General features: G+C 64.1%; 4 protein-coding genes. 3 read left to right on the plus strand and 1 reads right to left on the minus strand.

Annotated features, from left to right (window positions below; genetic code table 11):
• Positions 1–163 precede the first annotated feature (163 nt).
• Positions 164–1549 carry an MFS transporter gene (locus tag AAFX91_RS37835; RefSeq protein ID WP_130581459.1) on the minus strand — a complete coding sequence of 462 codons (1386 nt, stop codon included), beginning with the start codon at positions 1547–1549 and terminating at the stop codon, positions 164–166.
• 183 nt (positions 1550–1732) lie between these two features.
• Between AAFX91_RS37835 and ggt the strand changes: the two genes are divergently transcribed.
• The 3 genes from ggt to AAFX91_RS37850 all read left to right on the plus strand — a co-directional run bounded on the left by ggt (position 1733) and on the right by AAFX91_RS37850 (position 5808).
• Positions 1733–3412, plus strand: a complete 1680-nt coding sequence (ggt, locus tag AAFX91_RS37840; protein WP_394569896.1) for a gamma-glutamyltransferase — start codon at positions 1733–1735, stop codon at positions 3410–3412.
• Between the two features lie 182 nt (positions 3413–3594).
• Positions 3595–4893: an MFS transporter gene (locus tag AAFX91_RS37845; protein WP_130584240.1), complete on the plus strand. Its 1299-nt coding sequence runs from the start codon at positions 3595–3597 to the stop codon at positions 4891–4893.
• An 18-nt stretch (positions 4894–4911) separates the two neighbouring features.
• A complete protein-coding gene (locus AAFX91_RS37850; protein ID WP_394569894.1) occupies positions 4912–5808 on the plus strand; it encodes an SDR family oxidoreductase in 897 nt (298 codons plus the stop codon).
• Positions 5809–6043 lie beyond the last annotated feature (235 nt).

Here is a 6043-nt window from a genome sequence, read left to right on the forward strand (position 1 = left end):
CGTTTGAGATTTCGACAACCTCATTCTGGCACAACTGATGCCGTAGGGGGCCGTCCACCCCATCAACCACAGGCCTAAATTGGTGAAGCGGCAACTGCCCTCAGCGCAAAAAAGATAGATCACGCGGTATGGGTCCCGGGTCAAGCCCGGGACGACGAGCGATCTAGTCCCGCACCCGCGTCACCAGCGCGAGCCCCGCGAGGAAGAACAGCACCAGCACCGCCATGCCGGCCTTCTGGCTCGCGGTCGCCGCGGTGATGGCGCCGATCAGGAGCGGGCCCATGAACGACGTCACCTTGCCGGTCAGCGCGAACAATCCGAAATACTGCGCGATGCGATCCTTCGGCGCGAGCTGGATGAGAAGCGTGCGCGAGGCCGCCTGCAACGGCCCGCCGGCGGCGCCGATCAAACAGCCGAGCACGAGATAGGCGCGCTCGGCCGCACCGGCGAACAGCGCACCGCCCGGCTCGGGCGGCGCAACCGGCACGAACAGGATCGAATCCTTGTCGACGAGCAGAATAGCCGCGATCGAGAACAAGAGGATGATCAAGCTGCCCACGATCACGCGCTTCGGGCCCAGGAGATCGTCAAGCTTGCCCCCGAGCCAAGCGCCGAACACACCGGCGATTGCGAGGATGATGCCGAAGGTGCCGATCTGGATCGTGCGCCAGCCGAAGGTGCCGGCAGCGTAGATGCCGCCGAACGCGAACAGCGATACCAGTCCATCGGCGTAGATCATGTTGGCGAGCAGGAACGTCGCGAGCGATTTCCGCCTCAGCAGTTCGCCGATCGTTTGCTTCAATTCGCGCAAACCCTCGCGCAGCGCCTGCCGCACCGGCCGCTTCGCCGGATAATCCGGCGTGAACAGAAACAGCGGCGTCACGAACAGGATGAACCAGAGGGCGGTCAAAGGTCCGGTGATGCGGTCGCCCGCATGCGTGGCGGGATCGAGCCCGAACAGCGGCTTGAAACCGAACAGCGTGCGCCCGCTGTCAGGGCTGGCCGCGAGGAAGCCGAGCACCAGGAACAGGCTGAGCACGCCTCCGACATAGCCGGTGGCCCAGCCGGTTCCTGAGAGGCGCCCGATCCGGTTCGGCGGCACCAGGGTCGGCATCATCGCATTGTTGAAGACGGTGGCGAACTCGGCGCCGACAGAGGCAAGCGCATAGGCGAACAGAAGCGGCGGGATGATGCTGGCATCGCCGGGCCGGCCGATCCACATCAGCGAGGAACCGAGCACGAGCAGCGCGCCGAAACCCGCGATCCACGGCTTGCGCCGACCGCTGGCGTCCGCGATGGCGCCGAGCACCGGCGACAATAGCGCGATCGCAAGTCCCGCTGCAGCGGTGGCAAAGCCCCACATCGCCTGCCCGCTCGCTGGATCGGGCGCGACGAAACCTGCAAAATAGGGCGCGAAGACGAAGGTCGTGATCAGCGTGAAATAAGGCTGCGCGGCCCAGTCGAAAAAGATCCAGCTAACGACGGCGGCACGGCTTGGATATTCCTTCGGCAACTCCGCGTTGCCTGCCTCGCTGATTGCCATGTCCATGCGAAAATCGTCCTGCCCCAATCACGAACAGGCGCTTTGCCTGTCGGCTTCAAATCCATATAGCATGCGGCGCTTACGCGAGCGCTTCACTTCGGCTCCAACCGCGGTGAAATATTGATGACAGCTTCCTCAAATCGTTGGCGCAGGATTGTCGCGACTGTTGTGCTCGTGGTCTTCACGATCATGCCGGCGGCCGCGCAGGAACAGCGCCGCTTCTACATGCCACCGGCTGCCGACACCATGCGGGGCATTGCCGCCGAGCATGGCATGGTGGTGGCACAGGAAAAACTTGCAGCCCGCGTCGGCGCCGACATCATGCGCCAGGGCGGCAACGCCGTCGATGCGGCGGTCGCGACCGGCTTTGCCATGGCGGTGACCTATCCGCGCGCCGGTAATATCGGCGGCGGCGGTTTCATGGTGATCCACCTCGCCGACCGCAACGAGGATATCGCGATCGACTATCGCGAGACCGCCCCTGGCGCCATCACCCGCGACATCTTCCTCAATGCCGAGGGCAAGCCCGATCCCGACAAGTCGCGCAATTCCGCGCTCGGCATCGGCGTGCCCGGCACCGTTGCCGGCCTCGCGCTGGCGCTGGAGAAATATGGTTCGGGGAAATTCACGCTGGCGCAGATCGTCAAACCCGCGATCGATCTCGCGCGCGATGGACTTCCCGTTGCGGACGATATCGCGGACACGTTGTCGGACATGTATCGCCGCATGGCGCGCTGGCCGAACTCCGCCAGAACGTTCTCCCGCGCAGATGGCTCGCCGCTGCATGAGGGCGACACGCTGATCCAGAGCGATCTCGCGGTCACGCTCACCGCGATCGCCGAACAGGGTCCGCGCGGCTTCTACGAGGGGCTGGTCGCGGAAAAGCTCGTCAAGGCTATCAGCGATGCCGGTGGCATCATGGCGCTGGATGATCTGAAATCCTATCAGCCCGTGATCCGCACGCCGGTGCGCGGCACCTATCGCGGCTATGACATCGTCTCGATGCCGCTACCTTCCTCGGGCGGCATCGTGCTGCTGGAGATCCTGAACATCCTCGAGGGTTTCCAGATGTCCGACATGAAGCAGGCCTCGGCCGCTTCGCTCCATGTCATGATCGAAGCGATGAAGCGCGCCTATGCCGATCGCGCCCGCTATCTCGGCGATCCCGCCTTCATCAATGCGCCGACGGTCGCTTTGCTCGACAAGAGCAATGCCGCCAAGCAGCGCGCCACCATCGATCTTGCCCGCGCCACGCCCTGGGCCGAAGCGGCCGCGGTGCCGCCGCGCGAAGGTTCCAACACCACGCATTATTCCGTGGTCGACGAACACGGCAATGCGGTCAGCAACACCTATACGCTGAACTTCCCCTATGGCGTCGGCCTCGTCGCCGAGGGCACCGGCGTGCTGCTCAACAACGAGCTCGACGATTTCACCGCCGCGCCCGGCGCCTCGAATGCATTCGGCCTGGTCGGCTTCGAGGCCAATCTGCCCGGTCCGGGAAAACGGCCGTTGTCGTCGATGTCGCCGACCATCGTGCTGAGGAACGGCAAGCCGGTGCTGGTGACGGGCACGCCCGGTGGCAGCCGCATCATCTCCGCCGTGACGCAGGTGATCGTCGATGTCATCGACTACAAGATGGATATCGCCGCCGCAGTCGCCGCTCCGCGCGTGCATCATCAATGGCTGCCGGATGAAGTGCGGATCGAGAAGGGATTTCCCGATGACGTGCTGGCCGAGCTCAGGGCCAAAGGCCACAAGCTCGTCGAGCCGCTCGGCTATTCCTCCGCCAACTCGATCCTGGTGACATCGAACGGCCCGCTCGGCGCCCCCGATCCCCGCACCCGCGGCGCTGACGCGGCGGGGTATTGACGGAGCCGCGCAGCTAAAGCGTAGGGTGGGCAAAGCGAAGCGTGCCCACCCTCAGCACTCCGCCCGTCATGGTGGGCACGCTTCGCTTTGCCCACCCTACATTCTCGCGATAGATTTACCTTTCCCGCAAGCCGGCCGCATGCAATAGGGCCGATCAAGAAGAAACTCGCGGAGACCTCAACATGACGACATCGGATCCATCGAAGGCGATGGAAGTCGCTGAAATCCACGACACCAGCCTGCTCGCCTTCTACCGCGACATGAACCTGCAGGAGCGGCGCACCTTCTGGGCCTGCGCCTCGGGCTGGGCGCTCGACGGCATGGATTTCATGATCTATCCGCTCGTGATCGGCACCATCATCACGCTGTGGAAGGTCGATGCCGGCACCGCGGGCCTTGCGGGCACGGTGACGCTGCTCTCGTCGGCCATCGGCGGCTGGCTCGGCGGTTATCTCGCCGACCGCATCGGTCGTGTCAGGACGTTGCAAATCACCATTCTCTGGTTCTCGTTCTTCTCGCTGATCTGCGCGGTCGCGCAGAATTTCGATCAGCTCCTGATCGCGCGGGCAATCCTGGGCTTGGGCTTCGGCGGCGAATGGGCGGCGGGCGCGGTGCTGATGGGCGAAGCGATCCGGCCGCAATATCGCGGACGCGCGGTCGGTTCGGTGCAATCGGGCTGGGCGGTCGGCTGGGGCCTGGCGGTGCTCGCGCAGGCGATCCTGTTCTCGATTCTTCCCGCGGAGACCGCGTGGCGCTGGATGTTCGTGATCGGCGCGCTGCCGGCGCTCTTGGTGTTCTATCTGCGCCGCTACGTCACCGAACCTGAGATCGCGGCGGCGACGCGCGTGAAGCAGCAGGCCGAAGGCGACCGGCCGTCGCTCTGGGAGATCTTCCAGGGACCGATCCTGAAGACGACCATCCTGGCGGCGCTGGCGGCGACGGGCTGCCAGGGCGGCTACTACGCCATCACCTTCTGGGTGCCGCGCTTCCTCACCACGGAGCGGCACCTTTCGATCGTCACCTCGACCGGCTATCTCGCGGCGCTGATCATAGGCTCGTTCATCGGCTATCTCGTCGGCGCCTGGCTCGCCGATCGCATCGGCCGTCGGAACCTGTTCCTGACCTTCTCGCTCGGCGCCATCGCTGTCGTGCTGGTCTATACGCAAGTGGAGATCAGCAACGAATTGCTGTGGGTGTTGGGCTTTCCGCTCGGCTTCTTCGCGTCAGGCTATTTCTCCGGCATGGGCGCGTTCCTGACCGAGCTCTATCCGACGCGGCTGCGCGGCTCCGGACAGGGCTTCTGCTATAATTTCGGCCGCGGCATCGGCGCGCTGTTCCCGTACCTCGTCGGCGCGCTCTCGACCACGACCTCGCTCGCTAATGCGATCGCGATTTTCGCGGTCGCCGCTTACGCTGTATTCTTCCTGGCCGCCTACGCGCTGCCGGAGACGCGCGGACGAGTGTTGCATGCAGATGGATAAATAACACGGGAGGTTCGGATGACGTCGCTCAAAGGCAAGACGCTGTTCATCACCGGTGCGAGCCGCGGCATCGGGCTCGCGATTGCGCTGCGGGCGGCACGCGATGGCGCCAATATCGCGATCGCCGCCAAGACCACGGAGCCGCACCCGAAACTGAAAGGCACGATCTACACCGCCGCCGACGAGATCCACGCCGCCGGCGGCAAGGCGCTGCCGGTCGTCTGCGATATCAGGGACGAGGCGCAGGTGATCGCGGCGATCGACAAGACGGTCGCCGAATTCGGCGGCATCGACATCTGCGTCAACAATGCCAGCGCGATCAGCCTGACCAACTCGCAGGCCACCGACATGAAGCGGTTCGACCTGATGATCGGTATCAACACCCGCGGCACCTTCATGGTGTCGAAATATTGCATTCCGCATCTGAAGAAAGCAGTAAACCCGCACATCCTGATGCTGTCACCACCACTCGACATGAAAGCAAAATGGTTCGAGCATTCCACCGCCTACACCATGGCGAAGTATGGCATGAGCATGTGCGTGCTGGGGCTCTCAGGCGAATTGCGATCGGCCGGTGTCGCCGTCAACGCGCTGTGGCCGCGCACGACGATCGCCACCGCCGCGGTCGGCAACCTCCTCGGCGGCGACGCCATGATGCGTGCCAGCCGCACACCCGAGATCATGGCCGATGCCGCGCACGTCATCCTGACCAAACCGGCGCGCGAATTCACCGGGCAGTTCTGCATCGACGACAAGGTGCTCTATGACAGCGGCGTGCGCGATTTCGAGCGCTACCGCGTCGACCCGAAGGTCGCGCTGATGTCGGATTTCTTCGTACCCGACGACGATGTGCCGCCGCCCGGCGTCACCGTCCAACCACTGCCTTCCGTTGGCGAAGCCCAGAAGTCACGGTAGAACTCGATCGAAGCAAGCACGGAGCCTCTTCTCCCTCTCCCCGTTCTTCACGGGGAGAGGGTCGGGGTGAGGGGCTGCCTCCGCGAACTGGGTGATAGGTGAACTCGCGGAGAGTCCCCCTCACCCGGAATTCAAGCTGCGCTTGCATTCCGACCTCTCCCCGCTTGCGCTGTCATATTCGCACATCTTGCGAAGGAATTTGATCGCTGATTCCGTGAGTTGAACGATGATTCGC

Source organism: Bradyrhizobium sp. 31Argb, assembly GCF_043638955.1.
Classification (GTDB): Bacteria; Pseudomonadota; Alphaproteobacteria; order Rhizobiales; family Xanthobacteraceae; genus Bradyrhizobium.

Excerpts from the sequence above, each read along its gene's own strand:
- AAFX91_RS37850 (WP_394569894.1), top strand. The coding sequence starts at position 4,912 with ATGACGTCGCTCAAAGGCAAGACGCTGTTCATCACCGGTGCGAGCCGC.
- AAFX91_RS37835 (WP_130581459.1), bottom strand. The coding sequence starts at position 1,549 with ATGGACATGGCAATCAGCGAGGCAGGCAACGCGGAGTTGCCGAAGGAA.
- ggt (WP_394569896.1), top strand. The coding sequence starts at position 1,733 with ATGCCGGCGGCCGCGCAGGAACAGCGCCGCTTCTACATGCCACCGGCT.
- AAFX91_RS37845 (WP_130584240.1), top strand. The coding sequence starts at position 3,595 with ATGACGACATCGGATCCATCGAAGGCGATGGAAGTCGCTGAAATCCAC.